The sequence below is a fragment of the Cupriavidus taiwanensis LMG 19424 genome, assembly GCF_000069785.1.
GTDB classification, from domain to species: Bacteria; Pseudomonadota; Gammaproteobacteria; order Burkholderiales; family Burkholderiaceae; genus Cupriavidus; species Cupriavidus taiwanensis.
In genome coordinates, this window is record NC_010528.1 from 1660124 (window position 1) to 1678011 (window position 17888).

9 protein-coding genes are annotated in these 17888 nt (G+C 66.1%); 7 read left to right on the top strand and 2 right to left on the bottom strand.

The window, feature by feature from the left end:
• Positions 1–47: 47 nt before the first annotated feature.
• The 6 genes from RALTA_RS07610 to purT all read left to right on the top strand — a co-directional run bounded on the left by RALTA_RS07610 (position 48) and on the right by purT (position 15083).
• The gene (locus tag RALTA_RS07610; protein WP_012352853.1) at positions 48–10457 is read left to right on the top strand and encodes a hemagglutinin repeat-containing protein; all 10410 of its coding nucleotides are present in this window, start codon (positions 48–50) and stop codon (positions 10455–10457) included.
• Positions 10454–10804 (top strand): hypothetical protein, encoded by a 351-nt coding sequence (locus RALTA_RS07615; RefSeq protein WP_012352854.1) that lies wholly within the window; start codon positions 10454–10456, stop codon positions 10802–10804. The genes RALTA_RS07610 and RALTA_RS07615 overlap by 4 nt, the downstream gene beginning before the upstream one ends.
• A gap of 76 nt (positions 10805–10880) precedes the next feature.
• Positions 10881–11159, top strand: a complete 279-nt coding sequence (locus tag RALTA_RS07620) for a hypothetical protein (protein ID WP_012352855.1) — start codon at positions 10881–10883, stop codon at positions 11157–11159.
• A gap of 852 nt (positions 11160–12011) precedes the next feature.
• Positions 12012–13181, top strand: coding sequence for an MFS transporter (locus tag RALTA_RS07625; protein ID WP_050976445.1), 1170 nt, complete (start codon positions 12012–12014; stop codon positions 13179–13181).
• 144 nt (positions 13182–13325) lie between these two features.
• Positions 13326–13805 (top strand): hypothetical protein, encoded by a 480-nt coding sequence (locus RALTA_RS07630; protein ID WP_012352858.1) that lies wholly within the window; start codon positions 13326–13328, stop codon positions 13803–13805.
• 72 nt (positions 13806–13877) lie between these two features.
• A complete protein-coding gene (gene purT / locus RALTA_RS07635; protein WP_012352859.1) occupies positions 13878–15083 on the top strand; it encodes a formate-dependent phosphoribosylglycinamide formyltransferase in 1206 nt (401 codons plus the stop codon).
• A gap of 35 nt (positions 15084–15118) precedes the next feature.
• On the opposite strand, the gene RALTA_RS07640 is transcribed toward purT, so the two are convergent.
• Together RALTA_RS07640 and RALTA_RS07645 are read right to left on the bottom strand one after the other, a co-directional pair.
• On the bottom strand, positions 15119–16447 hold the full coding sequence (locus RALTA_RS07640) for a mechanosensitive ion channel family protein (RefSeq protein ID WP_012352860.1): 1329 nt from the start codon (positions 16445–16447) through the stop codon (positions 15119–15121).
• Positions 16448–16528: 81 nt separating this feature from the next.
• On the bottom strand, positions 16529–16846 hold the full coding sequence (locus RALTA_RS07645; RefSeq protein ID WP_012352861.1) for a DMT family transporter: 318 nt from the start codon (positions 16844–16846) through the stop codon (positions 16529–16531).
• 121 nt (positions 16847–16967) lie between these two features.
• On the opposite strand from RALTA_RS07645, the gene RALTA_RS07650 reads away from it, so the two are divergent.
• Positions 16968–17876 carry a LysR family transcriptional regulator gene (locus tag RALTA_RS07650; RefSeq protein WP_012352862.1) on the top strand — a complete coding sequence of 303 codons (909 nt, stop codon included), beginning with the start codon at positions 16968–16970 and terminating at the stop codon, positions 17874–17876.
• Positions 17877–17888 lie beyond the last annotated feature (12 nt).

Below are 17888 nucleotides of genomic sequence, written 5' to 3' on the forward strand. Positions count from 1 at the left end.
TGCGCTGCCTCGGCGTGCCGTTGTTTGATGTTTGACGTACTCATAGCATGAACCACAAGCGCTTTCGTCTGATCTTCAACAAGCATCGAAACATGCTAATGGCGGTGGCCGAGTGTGCCAGCGGCGCCCGCAAGGCAGCGTCCGCGGGGCGCGCGGGGAGTACCGGAGGAATGAGTAGCGCATGTTGCGCCACGCTGCGCCCCACGGCGTGGGCAGTGTTGCTTTCACTGGGATGTGTGCCCCCGGCCGCAGCGCAGATCGTGTCCGACCCGCGCGCCGGGCACGGTCCGAACGTCACGGGGGCGCCCAACGGCACGCCGCTGGTCGGCATCACTGCGCCATCAGCGGCTGGCGTTTCGCACAACCAGTACCAACAGTTCTCGGTGGACGGGCGCGGCGCGATCCTCAATAACGCCACGGCCATCACCCCGACACAACTGGGCGGTTATGTACCGGGCAATGCCAATCTGGGTGCAAGCGGTCCGGCGCGGGTGATCCTGAACGAAGTGACAGGCCCCCACCCATCGCAATTGAACGGCTATATCGAGATCGCGGGCCAAAGAGCCGACGTGGTCATCTCAAACGGCAATGGCATTTCCGTAAATGGCGGCGGTTTCATCAATGCCAACCGCGCCACGCTGACAACGGGCGCTCCCGTGTTCGGCGGCGACGGCAGTCTCGCAGCCTTTCGTGTCACGCGCGGCGGCATCCAGGTCGAAGGTGCCGGCTTCAACGGGACCAGCCTCGATCAAGTGGACCTGATCGCACGGTCTGTCGAGGTCAACGGCAAACTCTGGGCTAACACTGCCAATGTGATCACGGGTGCCAACGAAGTGGATTACGCCAACCTCGGCGTGCGGTTGATTCAGGGCGAAGGCGCGGCCCCGACGGTCGGCATCGATGTGGCGAACCTGGGCGGGATGTACGCGAATCGCATTCGCCTGATTGGCACGGAGGCCGGCGTCGGCGTGCGCAATGCCGGCACGCTGGCTGCCCAGGCAGGTGATTTCACCATCGACGGCGCTGGCCGAGTGTCGCTGTCCGGCACAACTTCGTCGACAGGTGCGCTCGCCATCCACGGTGCGAAAGGGCTCGATAACAGCGGCTCCACGGCCGCGGGCGCCGGCCTTTCGGCTACGAGCGAAGGCGACATCCGGAACTCCGGTGCCCTGATTGCCGGACAGCACTTGCAAGTCGCTGGCCAGTCAGTGCAATCCACCGGCACCTTGGCCGCCGGCATCGACCCGAACGGCAACATGAGCCAGGGGGGCGACCTGACCGTCACTGGTTCCCAGGGTGTGGCCGCAACCGGCCAGAATCTCGCCGGCAGCAATATATCGGTCACCGGAGCCAGCGTCAGCCTCACGGGCAGCCAGACACGTGCTGCCGGCAATGTCGCGCTCACCGCGCAGACTGGCATGCTGGACCTGGCCAATGCCACCGTCACAGCAGGCCAGGGATTGACGGCAAGTACCACCGGCCTGTTGCGTAGCGACGGCGCCAAAGTGAGTGGCGCGCGGATCGACGGCAGCGCGCAGCAACTCTCTAACCAAGGCGGCACGCTGTATGCGCAAAATGGCACGGCCCTGGTGATCCGGGGCGACGCCGATAACTCCGGCGGACAGATCCTTGCCGATGCGGGCGACCTGTCGCTGTCCGCTGACGGCCTGTTGACCAATGCCGGGGGCCGCATCACGAACGCCGGAACGGGCGGGACAACGATCCACGCCCAGCGCATCGAGAACACCAGCTTCGGCGCGATCGGTGGCAATGGCGTCGCGACCATCACCACTGACCAACTGGTCAACACCGGTGGCGCTCAACTTATCGCCGGTACCAACCTCGGCTTGTACCTCACCCAGTCGGCGGACAATTCCGGCGGACAAATCTACGTCGGACAGCGCCTCACCATCGATGGCAGCCACGTCACCTGGAACAACGGCGGCGGCACCATCTCGGGCAAGTCGGTCCAGTTCGCCGCGAGTTCGTTGTCGAATCGACAGGGTACGGTACTGGCCAGGGATAGCCTGGATATCGGAAGCACCGGAGACATTGACAACTCGGGCGGGGTACTACAGGGCGGCCAGTACCTCGGCATACGCGCGACAGGAAGCGTCTCCAATGACGGCGGCCAGGTGATCAGTGTCGATGCCAACAGCTCCGCGGTCGTGAATGGGGCGGCCGTCACGAACACCAACGGCGGTGTCGTGGGCGGAAACGGCTCGCTTTCGCTCACGGCCGACAGGCTGGCCAATACCAACGGCGCGCAACTGGTGGCCGGGACCGACCTGGCGCTGCACGTCAGCCAGACGGGCGACAACTCGGGCGGGCAGATTCGTGCAGCGCGGGCCGTGATCATGGACGGCACCGGTGTCGCCTGGAACAACGACGGCGGCACGATCACCGCCAATGCGTTGCGGCTGGCCGGCGGGTCGCTATCGAATCGGCATGGCGCCATCGTCTCCGATGGAGCACTCTCGGCCGCAATCGGTGGCGATATCGATAACGCGTCCGGCACCATCCAGGCGGGGGATGCGTTGGCCGTTGAAGCCACTGGCGCGCTTCGCAATGCCGGGGGGAGGATTGTCGGGACCAGCGCAGCCGACGCGACGGTGCGCGCCGCGATCATTGCCAATACACATGGCGGACTGCTTGGCGGCAATGGCGCCGCATCGGTTACCGCCGACCAACTGGTCAACACCGGTGGCGCCCAGTTGATCGCGGGCACGGACCTCGGCCTGCACCTCACCCAGTCGGCGGACAACGCCGGCGGGCAAATCTATGCCGGACAGCGCCTCACGATGGAGGGTAGCCAGGTCACCTGGCGCAACGACGGAGGCACCATCTCCGGCAAGTCGGTCCAGTTTGCGGGTGCTTCGCTGTCAAACCGCCAGGGCACGATGCTGGCCGACGAGGAGCTGACTGGCTCGCTCAGCGGCAACGTGGACAACACCGGCGGAGCCCTGCAGGGCGGCGCTGCGCTGGACGTTTCGGCCGGTGGCACAGTCACCAATGACGCGGGCCAAATCATCAACACGGGCACGAGCCAGACACGAGTGGTTGCCACCAGCCTGGTCAATACGAACGGGGCCATGGTGGGAGGCAACGGCGACGTACAGGTGCAAGCGCGGCAGCTTACCAACACCACCAGGGCCCAGATCGTCTCAGGTGGCGCCCAGTTCCTCGACGTGGGCCAGTCGTTCAGCAATACCGGCGGCCAGGTTTATGGAGGGACTGGCCTGACGGTCAAAGGTGGCGCTGCTGCCCTGAATAATGACGGCGGCAGCCTCGCCTCGGGCGGCAACAGCATTGTGCATGCCGCATCGCTCAGTAACCAGGCCGGCAAGGTTATCGCCGATGGCGATATCGGCATCGATACGAGCACTCTCACCGGGGTCGGCATCGTCCACAGCGGCCAGGACCTGCGCCTCGCCATGCAGGGCGACTACGCCAATGTCGCTGGCAACCTGCTCAAAGCGGAACGCAATCTATCGGTCGGCACCACCGGCGCCTTCACCAACCAGGGGAAACTGGAGGCCGTCAACGCCCTCACGATCAACGGCAGCCGCATCGTCAACGAGGCCGGCGCGACCATCAATTCCGCGGCGACGACCTTGAACGCCACGACGGATCTCATCAATGCCGGCCGCATCGAAGGCGATATCGTTGCGACCAATAGCGATGTGCTGACCAATACCGGCACGGTGATTGGCGGCGAGGTCACCGCTAGTCACCGGGAGGTTCACAACACGGGGGCGGCGGCCATCATGGCGGCCACCGACACTCTGAACGCGTATGGCCGCGAGCTGGTCAGCAACACAGAAGGAGCGACGCTCTACAGCCTGGGCGATGTGAACATCGCTGCCAACCGCGAGCGCGACGAAAGGGGCTACCTCAAGAACCGCTCCGGCCGGGTGCTCAACGACAGCGGCACCATCGAGGGCGGCAGTGACTACAGCGTGGTCGAGATCGCGGCGCAGGAGCTGATCAACCAGCGCCCCGACCCGGTGATTGTGAGCGATACCACCGTCGATACCAAACACCAGCTCAAGCGCGAGAAGTACATCCACTGCGCGACGACCAACGCTTACCCGCAAAAGGGTTGCACTCAGGAACTTTGGGAAGGCCCCTACAAGACCCCCGTCGATGCCACCTTCACTGCCGCGCAGATCCTGTCGCGCGACAATACCAAGCAACGGCTGGTGGTCGATATCAATGGCGTCGCCACCCAGATCGACTACAACACCCTTTCCGAGAGTAACGGCGGCGTACTGCAGGTCAACTACTGGGACGGCTACGACCGTGATGTCCACTACGACCCCGGCACCGAGTATGCCACCCTCAGCGATGCGCAGCGCGGCTGGCAACGCGTCGAGATAGCGCGGGACACGACCACCACGACGACCACTGACCGCGACGCCACCCCTAATCAAGCGGCAGCAAACCTGGTGTCGGGCGGCGCCATGATTCTGGCTAACGTCGGCAGCCTGACCAACCGCTACAGCACCATTGCCGCGGGTGGCAGCATGCAGATTGGCGACCAGAGCGCCACTTCCGGCGCGCTGGAATCCGGCCAGTTCGGCACCACCACCGTCACCAATGTCGGCCAGACGCTCTACCGGCGCACGACGCAGGACATTGTTTCCACTTATGCGTGGAGCAAGGACACCAGCCAGGATGTCGGACCAGTCGCCCAGCCTGGCGTAGTGCTGGCGCCCGTCGCGGTCGGCAGGATAAGCGGCAACATTACCGCTGGCCAGCGACTTGCCATCTTCGGTGGCGACCTCCGCAACGAAGATGTCGGCAAGAGCGATCCGCTGGCGGGAACCGGCAGCACGGGCGTGTCGGGTGTGACCATCGCCGGCGCGTCGCCCATTCAGGGCAGTAATGCCGGTCAGGGCGGCGGCACCGGCGTGACCGGTCGCAGTGTTGATGCGCAATCGATCGCCGCCACCACTCTGACCAACGCGCCGATCAGCCTTCCGACCAATGGGCTGTACAAATACCATACCGAGCCCGGCTACACCTACCTGATCGAGACAGACCCGCGCTTCACCCAATACGGCAACTTCCTGTCGTCGGACTACATGCTGGGGCTGCTTGGGATCGATCCGGCCATGACGCAGAAGCGCCTTGGTGACGGCTTCTACGAGCAGAAATTGATCCGCGACCAGGTGACGCGCCTGACAGGACGGGTCACGCTCGCCGGCTACGATAGCGCCGAAGAGCAATACAAGGCCCTGATGGCCTCCGGCGTTCATGCGGCCCAGCAGTTCAACATCCTGCCCGGCATGGCGCTTACCGCGGCGCAGATGGATGCGCTCACCTCGGACATCGTCTGGCTGGTGTCGGAGACGGTCACACTGGCTGACGGCAGCACCCAGAGCGTACTAGTGCCGCGCATCTACCTCGCGCGTGCGCATGCCGCCGACCTGCAGGCCAACGGCGCATTGATTGCCGCCGATGACCTCGAGCTGCACAGCGCAGGAACCATGCGCAACAGCGGCATTGTAGACGCCAAGAGCCGCCTTTCGATTGCGGCCACGGATGATGTGGTGAACCGGGGTGCTATTCGCAGCCAGGGCACCACGGCCATCTCCGCCGGCCGCGACATCCTGAACCAGTCGGGCCAGATCAGCGGCGACAGGGTCGGGCTGGTCGCCGGGCGCGACATCCAGAACGTGACCCTGTTCGACCAGCGAGGCACGCAGTCAGCGGCAGGCAACTCGAAGGCCTCGACTAGCCTCTACGGCCAGCAGGCGGGCATCACCTCGACCGGCGATATGCTGCTCTCGGCGGGCCGGGACCTCACCGCTACCGGGTCAACCATCAATGCGGGCGGCGACGCCGCCGTGCTGGCTGGACGCAACCTCACCTTCGACGTGCTGGAAGGCAAGACCAGCCAGTCGATCTACAACAGCGACAGGCACCACAGCGAGGGCAGCCGCACCGAACATTCCGTCAGCTCCGTTGGGACCGGCGGCAGCCTCACCACCAGCAGTGGAGGTGACACCACCCTCAAGGGTACCCAGGTCAAGGCCGGCACGGACCTGACCATGGTGGCCGGTGGCGACCTGAACGCCAGCGCCGTCACCAACGAAACCACCCATGACAACGTGGCGCGCCAGAGCAGGCAGCGCCAGCAGGAGGATCACCGCCGCGACCAGAGCACAGTCGGCGTGAAACTGGAGGCGGGCGGCAACGCCACGCTGGCCGCCGTCAAGCCGACGAGCCAAGGTGGCGGGCTGGATCGTACCGATGGTAAGGGCAACGTGACGCTGATCGGGGCCAACGTGATGGCGGGCGCCGACGGTAAGGGCGGCAGCACCCTCAATGTGGTGGCCGACCGCGACGTGACCGTGGCCGAGGCGCGTGAATTGCACGACAGCAGCGTCGATATCCAGCGCAAGTTCGGCAGCTTCGTGTCCCGGACTTCCACCAGCGAGCAGTCGAGCCGCCACAGCGACATCGGCGTGGGCAGCACGCTGTCCGGCGATACCGTTCGCGTCAAGGGCGGCAACGATGTGACCATCCGCCAGAGCGCTATCGCCGCGACCGACGGCGTGGCGCTGATCGCCACACGGGGCGATGTGCTGGTGACCGCGGGGCAGAACATCCACGAGGCAAGCGACGCCTTGAAGGTCAAGAAGTCCGGTATCTCCGGCTTCGCGGGTCAGGGCGGCATCGGCGTCTCGGTGGGCAAGAGCGAGGCGTCCGGGACAAGCCATAGTCTGGCGATCACCCAGAGCGACGCGCGCAGCGTGGTCGGCGCCAGCAACGGCAACGTCGTCATCACCGCCGGCAAGGACGCCACCATCGTCGGCAGCGACCTCATCGCGGGCAGCAAAGGAGACAAGGACAAGTCCAGCGCAGGCAACATCGATATCCTCGCGCAGAACGTCACCATTGCCGAGGGCGTGGACCGCGTATATCAGGATGCCAGCCAGCGCAACCGTTCCAGCGGCCTGTCAGTCGCTCTGGTCGGGACGCCCTACGATACCGTCAAGAACCTGCAGGCGGTGCAGAAGGATCCCAGCGCTGTCTCGCGCGTGACTGGTACGGTCAAGGAGCTGGGCGCGTCAGCGCTCACCCTGCCCCAAGTCGACGTACGCATCGGCAACCAGAAGAGCAGCGCCCAGGGCTCAAGCGTCACCACCACCAGCAGCGGCAGCAGCGTGACCGGGGCCGGCAACGTGCGCGTGCGCGCCACCGGCAACGGCGAGACCGATGCCAACGGCAAGGCACTCGACGGCAACGTCCTGGTGTCCGGCAGCACGATCAGCGCCGGCGACGCCGCCATCCTGGACGCCGCGCGCGACGTGACAGTGCGCGCTTCCACCGATACCTATCAGGCCGCCAACAGCACCAGCAGCAGTGGCTGGTCCATCAGTAGCGCGTTACCCAGCCCCGGTGACGTGGCCCGCCATCTGAGCGGCGGCCCGAACAACAGCGGCGTGGGCATGGTGCCGTTTGGCACCCAGAAGAGCAACGCCACCGGCGCCACCACCAGCAGCAAGCAGAACGCCAGCGTCATCACCGGCAACACCGTGGGCGTGAAGGCCCGCACGGGAGACATCACCATCGCCGGCAGCGGCATCGCTGCCGAGGGCGATGTGGCGCTGTCGGCAGCCAAGGGCAAGATCGACATCCTGTCCGGGCAGGACACCCTGTCGCAGCGCTTGGACCGCACCAGCCGCCAGATTGGCGACCTGGGCGGCACCGGTTACTCCGGCACGGTGGGCGTGCGCAGCGAGTCGCACCACGCCGACGCCAGCCAGACCACCCAGAACACGATCCGCAGCCAGGTGGTCAGCAAATCCGGCAACGTGACCATGGCCGCGGGCGAGAACATCACCGCGCGCGGCGCCGACATCGAAGCCGGCAACGACGTGACGATGATCGGCAAGAACGTGATCCTCGATCCCGGCACGGACTCGGCGAGCCAGAACGAGCGCCATCGCACCAGTCAGTACGGCACGACCCTGGCGCTGTCAGGCTATACCGTCACGGCGGCACAGGCCGTCGAGAATGCCGCCCATGCTGTCGAGGACAAGAAGGACGGCCGGGTGGCGACGCTTTATGGAGTCCAGGCGGGCCTAGCCATCGCCAACGGCATCCAAGGCATCCAGACGGTGACCAGCGGTGGGGTAAGCCAGACGGCGGCGATCAAGGTGACCGCCAGTGTCGGTGGCGCCAGCCAGCAAAGCGAAGCGCACAGCACGTCGAGCACTAACCAGGGCACGACCATCAAGGCGGGCAACGTGGTCACCATCGTCGCGACCGGCTCCGGCCAGAAGGATGCTGACGGCTTCGCCACCGACGGCGACATCAGCGGGCACGGCGTGCAGATCGAGGGCAAGACGGTCACTCTTTCAGCGGCGCGCGATGTGAACCTCGAAAGCGCGCAGGACCGCTCTACCTTGGACAGCCGCAGTTCGGGCAGCAATGCCAGCGTTGGTGTCGGATTCGGCGTCGGCGGCGACCAGTTCGGCTTTACGCTGGAACTGGCCGCGAGCCAGAACAAGGCCAAGGCCAATGGCGAGGCGGTGACCAACCACAACTCGCATGTGGTGGCCACTGACAAGGTGACGGTGGTGAGCGGACGCGACACCAACCTCAAGGGCGCGCAGCTGATCGGCGACACCGTCGCCGGCACCGTGGGTCGGGACCTCAATATCGAGAGCCGTCCGGATACCGAGACCTACCACAGCAAGGAATCGTCGTCGGGCATGCAGGCCAGCATTTGCGTGCCGCCCTTCTGCTACGGCACCACCGTGCACGCCAGCGCGAGCCTCACCCAGGGCAATACCGACAGCACCTACAGCTCGGTGCAGGAGCAAAGCGGCATCTATGCCGGCAAGGGCGGGTTCGATGTCGACGTGAAGGGCCATACCGACCTGAAGGGTGGGATCCTGGCCAGTACGGCAGATGCGGGCAAGAACAACCTTAACACCGGGACGCTGACCACCAGCGACATCGAGAACAAGGCCGAGTACAGCAGTGATTCGACCACCATCGTGGCGAGCTACAGCGGTGGCAAGAGCTTGGACGACGCGCTGGACCAGGATGGCAATCTGATTGAGAAACATGTCCAGTGGGCAGGCAATACCAACCTGCTGCAAAGCGGCGCCAATAGCCTGGCCGCCACCGCTGCCGGCAATGCGCAAAAGTCGATTGACGGCAGTGCCGCGGGCATCACCAAGAGTGCGATTGCGCCGGGCACGGTCGTCATTACCGACAATGCGGGCCAGCAGGCGAAGACCGGCCAATCGGCCGGTGACACCGTTGCCGGCCTGAACCGCGATACCACCAACGCCAACCAGAGCATCGACAAGATCTTCGACGCACAAAAGGTGAAGGATCAGCGGGAGCTGAACCAGCTGCAGAGCCAGGTGGCGCAGCAACTGGCGCCGATGGTCTACAACCAGGTAGGTGGCCTGCTGGAGGGCCAGCCAGTGGCTACCAAGACGGCAGTGCACGCGTTGCTGGGCGGTCTGATGGCTACGGCCTTGGGTGGGGACTTTACGGCGGGGGCAGCCGGCGGCGCTGCAGCCAAACTGGCGGTAGAAACCTTCGGTCAGCAACTTCTGGGCGTGGAAGGCCTGTCGGCTGATGACAGGAAGGCGCTGGTGCTGCTGGCTGGCACTATCGTGGGCGGTGCCGCCGGTGCTGCGACAGGTGGAACCGTTGCCGATGCAGCGGCTGGCGCCAACGTTGGCAAGGTGGCGACAGAGAACAACTACCTGACCCATACACAGAAGAAGGCTCGGGCTGAGGCAACGGTTGCTTGCAAGGACGGTAATTGCAAGAAACAAGTGCAGGAGAAGTACGCCGCAGAGTATGAGAGAAATAAGGCGGCAGTCGAGAATTGCTCCAGTCAGGCAGAATGTGTGTCAGTTGCCCAAGACCTGCGCGCGGAGCAACAGGCGCAAGGTCAGCGGATGGCAGAGTTGCAAGCCAAGGGGCCGACCAACTGGACTGCGGCGGAAACTCTCGAGTACTCTGACCTGCGTTTTGGCGACGCCACGCTGAATCGCATGCGCAGTGTTGCCATCACTAATGCGAATCGGTTGGCAGGCGACAAACCGCTAGATCCCAATGCCGTTGCGAGTCTGGTGGCAGATGTCGGAATCGGCGCGGCTCCGGGCATTGCTGGCGCCATAAGTCCTAAAGGGCTAACCTATGAGGCAGCTCCGTATCACGGGTCTACCGACAATGCTGTCAAGAGCCGTGGGCCATCAAATGGACAAAGTGTTCTAGAAAATTCAGTTCAGGTAAAGGAGACATCGCCGCGCCGCGTTAGCGTTGATCCGCAAACTGGCGAATTTGTGGTTTTCGATCGAACTCTCGGTGATGTATATCACGGTCATGTCCGGGCATGGAAAGACCTTACCAGCGATATGCAGAATGCACTGGTGCGAGGCGGCTATGTGGATAGGAAAGGAAATCCGAAATGACAATGAGGTATCAAGAACCGGCCCGCATTCCTAATGCCGAGATTGACCACGTACTTGCTTCTGGTAATCCAGAGGCCATAGCCGATGCCTGTTTGAGCATCGCGTATTATGAAGATGACTGGGAATGGGCATTTAAGCGATTGAAATCTGTCGCGTTCGATCTTAACCGGCCGGACTCCTTGAGGAGCCTGGCGGTAACATGTGTTGGACATTTGGCGCGGCGAATTCATGATTTGGACGTCGCCATGGCAGAAGAGTTTCTCTTGAGCTTGGGGGGGGATCAAGCTGTTGCCAGCGCAGCGTCTGACGCTCTGGATGACCTGCGCATCTTTCGCATGAGCGACTAATCGAAGTTGCGCATGGACGCTGACCACCAGCGACATCGAGAACAAGGCCGAGTACAGCAGTGACTCGACCACGCTCGTGGCGAGCTACAGCGGCGGCAAGAGCGTGCCCGCGAGCGATCCGAACCTGGGGCCGGTGCAACCGGCGCACGTTGACTGGGCGGGCAATGCGAACCTGCTGCAAAGCGGGGCCAACAGCCTGGCGGCCACCGCTGCGGGTAACGCGCAGAAGTCGATTGACGGCAGTGCCGCTGGCGTCACCAAGAGTGCGATTGCGCCGGCCAGGGTCATCATCACCGACAACGCGAGTCAGCGGGAGAAGACCGGCAAGTCGGCCGACGAGACCGTGGCGGCCTGAACCGCGACACGGCCACCGCCAACCAGAGCATCGACAAGGTCTTCGATACACAGAAGGTGAAGGACCAACGGGAGCTGAACCAGTTGCAGAGCCAGGTGGCACAGCAACTGGCGCCGATGGTGTATGACCAAGTGGGCACGCTGACGCAGAACCAGCCAGCGGAAGTGAAGGTCGCATTGCACGCGGTCATTGGCGGTCTGATGGCGCAAGCGATGGACGGCAGTTTTGCGGCCGGCGCTGCCGGGGACGCGACCGCTACGTTGGCAGCCGAGCTGGTCGGCCAGCAGATCCTGAGCAATCCGGACTTGCAGAAGCTTTCCGAACAGGACCGCAAGGCGCTGGTGCAGATTGCGGGCACCATCGTGGCGACTGGCCGGGCATGCAGGCCAGCCTTTGCGTGCCGCCCTTCTGCTACGGCACCACCGTGCACGCCAACGCGAGCCTCACCCAAGGCAGTACCAATAGTATCTACAGCTCGGTGCAGCTTCAGCTGGCGTCGGCCAGACCGCCCACCTGACCGAGAACTTCCAGCGCTGGGGCGAAACCATCCGGGCGTCGAAGGTCAGCCTGGACTGAGCTGGCGGCCGCTCACCGGGCCCCCTTTGCCAAATCGGAAGGCGGCCCGCCCCAAAGCCAAATTGACACGGCCCGGCGCCGCGGCATACCCTCGCCTTACCCTGCGGTATATTCAGTGCCCGCTTAAATTGCAGACATTGCAGACATGGAAGGCGCCCGGGGTCCACAACGATAACGATAACCCCCGCGACGAGACCCACCGTGCCCCTCTCCCCCACTCCTTCCCGCTTCGAGGGCCTGCGCCCGGCGCTGCCGATCCTGCTCGGCGCTTCGGTAATGCTGAGCCTGGCCATGGGCCTGCGCCAGAGCCTGGGCATCTTCATGCCACCGCTGACGCGCGATATCGGCATCTCGGTGTCGGATTTCACCGTCGCCATCGCCGTGCAGAACCTGGCGTGGGGGCTGCTGCAGCCGCTCGCCGGCGCGTGGGCCACGCGCATCGGCTTCCGTCCGCTGATGATGGCGGGCTCGCTGCTGTACGTGACCGGCCTGGTGCTGCTGGCGACCGCGCACAGCCTGGTCGGCGTCACGCTCGGTGCGGGCGTGGCCATCGGCGCGTCGATGGCCTGCACCGGCAGCGCGCTGGCGATGGCGGTGGCGGCGCGGCCGGTGCCGGCGGCGCTGCGCAGCACGGTGCTGGGGCTGGTGTCGGGCGCGGGCTCGCTCGGCGCGCTGCTGGCGGCGCCGATCGGACAGATGGTGACCCAGGCCTATGGCTGGCGCACCGGGCTGGCCGCGTTCGTGCTGCTGGCGCTGGTGATGCTGCCGGCGGCGTGGGCGGCCGGGCGCGTCGACCGGCTGCCGCTGGCGACGCCGGCGGGCATCGGCCAGGACAACGCGCGCCAGGCGCTGGGCACCGCGCTGCGCCATGCGCCGTTCGTGGTGATGGCGCTGGCGTACTTTGTCTGCGGCATGCAGCTGGTGTTCCTGACCACGCACCTGCCGTCGTATCTGGACGTGTGCGGCATGGATCCGATGCTCAGCGCCGAAGCGCTGGGCGTGATCGGCGGCTTCAACGTGCTGGGCAGCATCTTCTTCGGCTGGGCCGGCGGCCGCTACAACAAGCTGATGCTGCTGGGCGGAATCTATACGCTGCGTTCGCTCGCGCTGACGTGGTATTTCTCGTCGGCACCGACGCCGCAGAGCACGCTGGTATTCGCCGCGGTCATGGGCTTCCTGTGGCTCGGGGTGGCGCCGCTGGTATCGGGCTGGATCGCCGAGACCTTCGGCCTGCGCTGGCAGGCAATGCTGGGCGGCGTGGCCTTCTTCAGCCACCAGATCGGCAGCTTTGTCGGCGCCTTCGGCGGCGGGCTGGTCTATGACGCACTGGGCTCCTATACCGTAGCCTGGCAGGCCGGCGTGGCGCTGGGGCTGGCCGCGGGGCTTGCGCAGATCGCTTTCGCGGTGGCGACGCGGCCGCGGCCGCCGTTGATGGCGACGTCCTGAGCGCGGCGGCGGTAAGAACGGGCGCGCATTGTAAATCTGGCGTCACGCGGCGCGCGCCCAGGGCGGTACGGCGCGGGCCGCGCCGCTGGAACGGTTCCTGCCTGTCTGCGCAGAGACGCAACGCCCAGACCCAAGGAGGCCCCCATGACCTCGACCGAACAGGAAATCCTGGTGTGCGGCCCGAAAGACGGCCGCTGGCATCTGGAAATGCGCACCGGCAAGGGCGCACCGGAGCGGCTCGACGGCGAGTTCGACTCGCCCGAGATGGCGATCGCCGGCGCCCAGCAGGTCTATCCGTCGATTCCGGTACGGGTGACCGATATCTCCGGCGCGCCGGCCCCGTCGGCCCCTGCGCATGAAGGATCACTGACCGACTACCACTACGGCGGCCACAGCGTCACGCAGGACGAGAAACTGACCGGCCGCGCGCATCCGTCCAGCGATACCTCGCAGCCTCCGCCCGGCCCGCATCCTTACCAGCCCACCGGACTTGGCAACCTGCCGCCAGGCACGCCGCGCCACGGCATGTACGGGGTCGCCTCCAGCCCGGCCGAGGCCGAGGCGGCCGACCGCAAGGACGAGGCGGCGCGGCGCCACACCGGCTCGCGCGACGCCGAAGACTAGCGCCCGGGACGCCAGGGCGCGCGGCAGCACGTACAATCCGGGTTTTCCTTTCGCACCGCCGCCCTTCCCGCCATGACCACCCTCGGAACGCCCCTTTCCCCCTCCGCCACCAAAGTGATGCTGCTCGGCTCCGGCGAGCTCGGCAAGGAGGTGCTGATCGCGTTGCAGCGCCTGGGCGTGGAGACGATCGCGGTCGACCGCTATGACAACGCGCCCGGCCAGCAGGTCGCGCATCACGCCCGCACCATCGCGATGAGCGACCCCGACCAGCTCAAGGCCCTGATCGAAGCCGAGAAGCCGCACCTGGTCGTGCCCGAGATCGAGGCCATCGCCACGCCGATGCTGGAAACGCTGGAAGCCGCCGGCACCGTGCGCGTGATTCCCACCGCCCGCGCCGCGCGCCTGACCATGGACCGCGAAGGCATCCGCCGGCTCGCCGCCGAATCGCTCGGGCTGCCAACCAGCCCCTACAAGTTCTGCGATTCGCTCGAAGAGTTGCAGGCCGCCATCGACGGCGGCATCGGCTACCCGTGCGTGGTCAAGCCGGTGATGAGCAGCTCCGGCAAGGGCCAGAGCAAGATCGACGGCCCCGAAGGCGTCAAGGCGGCGTGGGACTACGCCATGGCCGGCGGCCGCGTCAGCCACGGCCGCGTCATCGTCGAAGGCTTTATCGATTTCGACTACGAGATCACGCTGCTGACCGTTCGCGCGATCGGCGCCAGCGGACAGGTCGAAACCCGGTTCTGCGCGCCGATCGGCCACGTGCAGGTCAGCGGCGACTATGTCGAGAGCTGGCAGCCGCAGCCCATGCACCCGGCCGCGCTCGCCAGCGCGCAGCGCATCGCGCAGGCGGTCACCGCCGACCTCGGCGGCATGGGCCTGTTCGGCGTGGAGCTGTTCGTCAAGGGCGAACAGGTCTGGTTCAGCGAGGTCAGCCCGCGCCCGCACGACACCGGCATGGTGACCATGGCCACGCAATGGCAGAACGAATTTGAGCTGCATGCCCGCGCCATCCTCGGCCTGCCGGTCGACACCACGCTGCGCAGCCCCGGCGCCAGCGCCGTGATCTACGGCGGCGTGGAGGCGCAGGGCGTGGTCTTCGACGGCGTCGACCAGGCCTTGCGCGTGCCGCAGACCGAGGTGCGGCTGTTCGGCAAGCCGGAGAGCTTCGCCCGGCGCCGCATGGGCGTGGCGCTGGCGTATGCCGACGATATCGACACCGCGCGCACGCGGGCCAAGGAAGCCGCCAGCCGCGTGCGCCCGCGCGCGGTGGGCTGAGCCGCTGAAACGCTAGAACGCCGAAACGCCGCGCGCTACATCGGATGGCTGCCCGCGGCGGCCCCGTGCGCCGGGGCATGCTGGACCGCCTGTGCCGCCGCCACCTGCGCGGCGGCCAGCACCGGCGCGATGCGCACCCCGTTCAGGTCGGCGCCCGACGGCGCCTGGTACAGCCGCAGTCCCAGTTCCGGCAGGATCGCCAGCAGGTGGTCGAACACATCGCCCTGGATGCGCTCGTAGTCCATCCACGCGGTCAGCGCGGTAAAGCAGTAGATCTCGACCGGGATGCCCTGCGAATCGGGCTCCATCATGCGCACGTTCAGCAGCAGGTCGTGGTGGATCTCGGGATGCGCCTTCAGGTAGGCAATGCCATAGGCGCGGAACGTGCCGATATTGGTCAGCCGGCGCCGGTTGACCGGGTCGTTGCCGGCGGCGATCAGCAGCCGGTTGGCCTCGTCGACCTCGCGCTGCTTTTCTTCCAAATAGTCGTGCAGCAGGCGGAAGCGCATCAGCGCGTGGACTTCGCGGTCTTCCAGGAAGCGCACGCTGCCCGCATCCAATCGCAAGGTGCGCTTGATCCGGCGCGCGCCGGACTCGAACATCTGGCGGTAGTTGCGATAGCTCTCCGAGAACAGCTTGTAGGTCGGCACCGTGGTCACGGTGTTGTCCCAGTTCTGCACCTTGACCGTATGCAGCGCGATGTCCTTGACGTAGCCGTCGGCATTGCACTGGGGCATTTCGATCCAGTCGCCGATGCGCAGCATGTCGTTGGAGGTCAGCTGCGTGCTCGCCACCAGCGACAGCAGCGTGTCCTTGAACACCAGCAGCAGCACCGCCGACAACGCGCCCAGGCCGGACAGCATCCACAGCGGCGAGCGGTTGATCAGGATCGACAGCACCAGCACCGCGCACACCAGCCCCAGCCCCAGCCGTCCCACCTGGATATAGCCCTTGATCGAACGCGTCTGCGCGCGGCGGCTGGCGGCATACACGTCCTGCCAGGCGCCCAGCACGCCGCCGAGCATCAGGAAGAAGCACACCCACAGGCTGGCATGCGCGAGGCGCTCGATCGCCAGCGCATAGCGGCCCATATGCGGGACTTCGCCGATGCCGACGGTGATCACGGCAAAGCCCACCGCATAGCCGAAGCGCCGGTAGGCACGATGGCGCGTCAGCGCCGTGCTCCACGGGGTCTTGCCCCACACCTTCAGCACCCGGTGGGCGATGCGCGACATCACATGGCCGAACAGCCATTGCGCGAGCGCGGCGATCAGCCCCAGCGCCACCAGGTACAGTGCGATCTGCGCCCATGGATGGGCGGGAATACGTTGCTGGAACAGCTCCAGCAGGGCATCGAAATTCATGGCGGGGCGGTTCTGGCCTTGGACTAGGCCAGATAGTGTACCGAACGCGCCCGCCTCCCCTGCGTGCCGTGCCGATGCAGGTCAGGCCGGCAGCAGCTTCAATCCGCCGATGCCGACGAAGACCAGCCCGATCAGCACCAGCCGCAGTGGCGACGCGCTCTCGCCCAGGAACAGGATGCCGATCAGCGTCACGCCGATGGCGCCGATCCCGGTCCAGATCGCGTAGGCCGTGCCCACCGGCAGGTGCCGCAGGGCCGCGCTGAGCAGGTAGATACTGGCCAGCGCGGCGCCGATGCCCAGCGCCGTCGGGCCCAGGCGGGTCCAGCCGTCGGTATGTTTCAGCGCCAGTGCCATCACGATCTCGATCAGCCCGGCCAGCACCAGCAGCGTCCACGCCATCGCCATGTTTTCCTCCCTGTGCTCAGCGCCCGCCGGCACCCATTGCCGGCCAGGTCCAGCCACTGTAGGCTGTGCGGATCCGCACGAAAACTGGCGAATCTTGCAAAGGGGCTATGCAAACATGCAGGAAGCAGACTGGGACGACCTGAAGTACTTCCTGGCCGTGGGCCAGTCCGGCTCGCTGGCCGGCGCCGCGCGCGCCCTGCATGTCAACCACTCGACGGTGCTGCGCCGGCTGGCGCGGCTGGAAGACACCCTGGGCACGCTGCTGTTCGAGCGCCACGCCACCGGCTACGCCATGACCCTGGCCGGCGAGGCGCTGGCGCAGCGGCTGGCGGGGGTGGGCGAACAGATCGATGCGGCGCAGCGCCAGCTGTCCGGCCTGGACAGCCAGCTCAGCGGCCCGTTGCGCGTGACCACCACCGACACGCTGCTGGGCGCGCTGCTGATGCCGCTGTTTGCCGCGTTCCGCGCGCTGCATCCGCGCATCCAGCTGCAGCTGGTGGTCAACAACAGCTTTCTCAGCCTGAGCCGGCGCGAGGCCGATATGGCAATCCGGCCGGCGAACACGCCGCCGGAGTACCTGGTGGGCCGCCGTATCGGCCGGCTGCAAACGGCGCCGTACGCCGCGCGCAGCTACCTGCAGCAACTCGGCCTGCCGGCCGCGGCGGACAGCCCCGCGCTATCGGACTGGCCGGCCTATGACTGGGTCGTGCCGGACGAAGCGCTGTCGCACCTGGCCCAGGCGCGCTGGATCCGCGAGCACGTGCCGGAGCCGCGCCGCGTGGTCAGCGCCGACAGCCTGGTGGCGATGGCGGACGCGGTCCGCCATGGCATGGGCGCCGGCATGCTGCTGTGCCTGCTGGCCGGCGACGATCCCGCACTGGTGCGGCTGGCGCCGCCCGACGCCGCCATGGACACCGACCTGTGGGTGCTGACCCACCCCGACCTGCGGCACAGCGCGCGAGTGCGGGCGCTGGCGGATTTCCTGCATGAACGGCTCGGGCAAGGCAAATGGCTGGCGCGATGACGCAACGGCGCG